Origin of the sequence: Deinococcus sp., assembly GCF_025362455.1 — a bacterium.
Classification (GTDB): Bacteria; Deinococcota; Deinococci; order Deinococcales; family Deinococcaceae; genus Deinococcus.
This window is the reverse complement of sequence record NZ_JANYGJ010000215.1, coordinates 1-3,980: the sequence shown is the minus strand read 5'-3', so window position 1 is coordinate 3,980 and position 3,980 is coordinate 1. Positions and strand designations below refer to the sequence as shown.

Sequence of the window (3,980 nt, the reverse complement as noted above, 5' to 3'; positions counted from 1 at the left end):
ATGCACTTCAAACTTCCGAGCGACGTTATCGATATTTTCGCCGTTCTGGACGGCTTTGACGATGCGTTCTCTCAGCTCGATACCGTAGCCCCTGGCGCCCACAATCGTTCGCATGTACTTATTATGCCACTTGCTCTAGAGGTTGCTCACACCAGCATAGAGGCTGCTCACGCCAGGGCCTGTGAGCGCCGTCGAGGAGCCCTGGGGCGAGGTTCTCTGCGGGGCGTACCTGTTTGGCGACCTCGTGGTAGGGCGACGGCGTCCCGACCCAGAAGAGCCGTATGCACCTGCATCGGCGTTCACCTGACTGGGTGCGGGAGATCAGCGCGGCGCCGTCGCCTGCACCTGAAGCGGTTTGGCGTACCAGGTCATCACCGGGCGGGCGTCGGTGGCGAAGGTAAATCCCTGACTCTCCCAGAAGCGCACGGCCCGCGCATTGTCGCCCAGCACGCTGGCCAGCAGCCGCCTGGCACCGGGTCTGGCGCGTGGCAAACGGTCTTCCAGGTCGCGCACGGCCCGGCGGCCCAGCCCGCTCGACTGCACGTCGCCCCGGATCAGCAGCAGGTTGATGGTCACGTCGCCGGGCTGCGGGTAATCGAGCTTGTAATCCAGGCTGCCGATCAGTTCCTCGCCCGCATACAGCAACTCCAGACAGCGGCGCGGGTCGTACAGGGCCGTCTCCAGGTCGCGGGTGACTTCCTGAAGCGACGGCAGGGCGCTGCCCAGAAGCGCGAAGTAACCCGGCGCCGCCTGGTACAGCCCGTGCAGCAGCGGCGCGTGCTGAAGCGCCACCTTCTGAATGCTCAGCTCCGTGGTGGCAGCCTGAATGCTGGTCCCCTGTACGTTCACGGCACGTCCTTCACGGTCCATCCTTGGTCGGCGGCGCCCGGTGCCCGCAGGTCCGGTGGCCCAGAGTTAAGTTTGAGGCAGCCTTGAGTGTCGACAGCACGGCGTTTCGGTAACACGGAGCTTCGGCAACAGTGCGGTGCTCGACTGGCAACGGCCAGTATTCGGTTCGGCGTGGCTTAGATTAAGTTAGGACACCAGGATGAGGACTTGAGGTTGGCGGCCTCGCAAACGCTCTCGGCACTGAAGGAAACGACCCCAGCATAGGCGCCCAGTTCTGACAAATCGATGAATGAAGTGCTGCCCAGGTCTTTGCCGTTCTGAGTGTTGACCCGGAGAATCTGGACCTGAACCTCAGCGCTGCCCCAATTCCGAGCGCCGCCCATGCACTACTGTGCAGCCATGACGGCGCCGCTCCAGATCACCCCCGCTACGACCACGCCGGACCAGCGCGGCTTCTACGCCCGGCGCCTCGCAGGCCGCACGGCGGCGTACCCCGGCGCGGTGCTGGCCCCGATGGCAGGCTACAGCGACGCGCCCATGCGCCAGCTCAGTGCCGAGGCCGGGGCGCTGTGGACCGTCTCCGAGATGATTAGCGCACGCGGCCTGGTCTGCGGCAACGAGGACGCCGACCTGATCATCGGCAAGCCGTATGCGGGCGAGGTGGGCCGGGTGGTGCAACTCTTCGGCGCCGAGAGCGAAATTCTGGCCGAGGCTTCGCGCCGCGCCGCCGAGTGGTTCGGGGCCGCCGCCATCGACCTGAACATGGGCTGCCCGGTGCCCAAGATCAGGGGCAAGGGCGGGGCCTGCCTGCTGCAAACCCCCGAAGTCGCCTTCGAGCTGGTGCGGGCCATGCGCGGGGCCGTGCCGCTCGATGTCAGCGCCAAGATTCGGCTCGGCTACGATACCAACCGGGCCGTGGAAGTCGCGCAGGGTCTGGAGGCCGCCGGGGCGAGTATCATTACGGTCCACGGGCGCACCTCGGCCCAGCGCTACACCGGTCAGGCCGACTGGGACGCCATCGCCGAGGTCGCCGCCAGCGTGAAGGTGCCTGTGATCGGCAGCGGTGACGTGCTCAGCGCCAAGCAGGCCCGTGAGCGCCTGAGCAGCGGTGTGGCCGCCGTAATGATCGGGCGTGGTGCGGTGGGCCAGCCCTGGATCTTTACCGAACTCAGCGTGCCGGACTTTCAGGCGCCGGACCTGCCCACGCGGGCACGAACGGCGCTGCGCCACACCCGCCTGAACGCGAGCTGGTACGGCGAGTGGCGCGGCATGAAACAGATGCGCAAGGTATTGCCGCGCTACCTGGGCGCCGAGTATCTGGAGGCAGGGCACCCACCATCAGGCTCTCTGGACACCGCGCTGCGTGAGCGCCTGGTGCGCCTGGAGACCTTGCCGGAAGCCGAGGCTCTGCTGACGGCCCTGAGTGAGCGCGGCTAATTTTGCTCGGCTGGACTGATCGGTTGGCCGGACGACTCGTTTGAGCCGACCACTTGACATCGGCCATTTCGTGTCAACTATATACAGCTATATAGAAGGCTGCCCTGTGCGACAGATGGCGTCGATTTCGGCTTTCTGGGTGGTGATTTGTGCAAAAAGGGCAGCATCTAAATATCTGTAATTGGAAATACAATACTTCCGGATTGGACGACCGCGAGTCAGATTCAGACGGCCCCAGAACTCCGCGCAGACGCAAATGGGAGTATGCTCAGGGCACCTCATGAATGTCCGCGAATACTACACGTACCTGGCTGCTGCACGAGAGCAACTGTGGAACTTTCTGCGGGCGCTTCCTGAATCCGACCTCAACGCCCCACTGATCGACGGCGACCGCTTTCACAACATCAAGGATCTGCTGCTGCACGTCACCGACATGGAAGACCACTGGGTGCATGTCATCGCACGCGGCGACGGTCTGGAGGCCAGCGCCTTCGCCCACGATTGGGTCAAGCCGCAGGCCGAGCAGTACAAACTGAGCTGGATCGTGGATTACGGCAAGGCTGTCCAGGCGCGGACCGTGAGCTTTCTGGACAGCGGCCCGGACCTGGACGCGCTGGTCAAGCTGGTGGGCGACGACCCGGCCTCGCCGACGGCCAGCCTGGACCAACTGATGTGGAACGTCATGACCCACGAGGTCCGCCACACCGCCCAGATCGCCCTGCTGGTCCGGCAACTCGGCCACATCCCGCCCTGGCTCGACTACCTGCGCTTCGCTCGCCCCCAGACCCCGGAGATTTTGCTCAACGACGACGGTTTGGGCCTGGAACTGGGCCTGGAAGAGCAACAGTTCGAGGAAAACAGATAGAGAGCAAACAGAAAACAGACGGAAAACAGGCCCAGGGAAGGTGGTCGGTCTTCCGTCTGCGGGGGCGTGGGGCAGACAAAAGACTGTTGACGGCGGGCCGGTGGGCGCTATGCTGACGGGATGCTGGCGACGCCCCCCTCACCCGGACCGCAACCCACCACTGAGTCCGAGTCGCCCCGCCCGGTGAGCCTTCAGGCGGCGGGTTTACAGGCGGCGGGCCTGCATGCCCGGCGCGGCCTGCTGATCGTCATGACCGGCGCGTCCGGCGTGGGCAAGGGCACCCTGCGCGAGCAGTGGCTCCGCGAGCAGGACGTGTTCTACTCGGTGTCGTGGACTACCCGCGCCGCCAGGTCAGGTGAGCGCCCCGGCCTGGATTACCACTTCGTGACTCCTGAGCAGTTCGAGTCGCACGCCCAGGGCAGCGGATTTCTGGAGCACGCCCAGTTTGCCGACAACCGTTACGGCACGCCGCGCGGCCCCATCGAGGAAGCGCTCTCACGCGGCCAGGACGTGATTCTGGAGATCGAGGTGCTGGGCGCCATGCAGATTGCCGCTCAGGCCGGTGAGGCCGTGCTGGTGTTCATCATGCCGCCCAGCCTGGGTGAGCTGCGCCGCCGTCTGGAGGGCCGCGCCACCGAGACGCCCGCCCAGATCGAGAAGCGGCTGGCCCGCGCCCGCGAGGAGATTCTGGAAGCCCGCCACTTCCGCTACGTGATCGTCAACGACGACCTGGAACGCGCCGTGAACGACCTGCACGCCGTCCAGCGGGCGGAACGCCTGAAGGCGGAGCGCCTGAACGACGCGGCCTTGCAGGGCGTGGTGGACGAGT

Annotated in this window: 4 protein-coding genes; 3 read left to right on the top strand and 1 reads right to left on the bottom strand. The window is 65.5% G+C overall.

Going from position 1 to position 3,980, the window contains the following annotated elements; all coding sequences use genetic code 11:
* Nucleotides 1–321 precede the first annotated feature (321 nt).
* On the bottom strand, nt 322–807 hold the full coding sequence (locus tag Q0R23_RS15220; protein WP_293914323.1) for a GNAT family N-acetyltransferase: 486 nt from the start codon (nt 805–807) through the stop codon (nt 322–324).
* A 441-nt stretch (nt 808–1,248) separates the two neighbouring features.
* Between Q0R23_RS15220 and Q0R23_RS15215 the strand changes: the two genes are divergently transcribed.
* The 3 genes from Q0R23_RS15215 to gmk all read left to right on the top strand — a co-directional run.
* Complete coding sequence (locus tag Q0R23_RS15215) at nt 1,249–2,286, top strand: tRNA-dihydrouridine synthase family protein (protein WP_293914320.1); 1,038 nt, start codon at nt 1,249–1,251, stop codon at nt 2,284–2,286.
* A gap of 280 nt (nt 2,287–2,566) precedes the next feature.
* Nucleotides 2,567–3,151, top strand: coding sequence for a DinB family protein (locus Q0R23_RS15210; RefSeq protein ID WP_293914319.1), 585 nt, complete (start codon nt 2,567–2,569; stop codon nt 3,149–3,151).
* Between the two features lie 249 nt (nt 3,152–3,400).
* Nucleotides 3,401–3,980: guanylate kinase (gene gmk, locus Q0R23_RS15205; RefSeq protein WP_293914321.1), on the top strand; the 580-nt coding region annotated here is incomplete at its 3' end.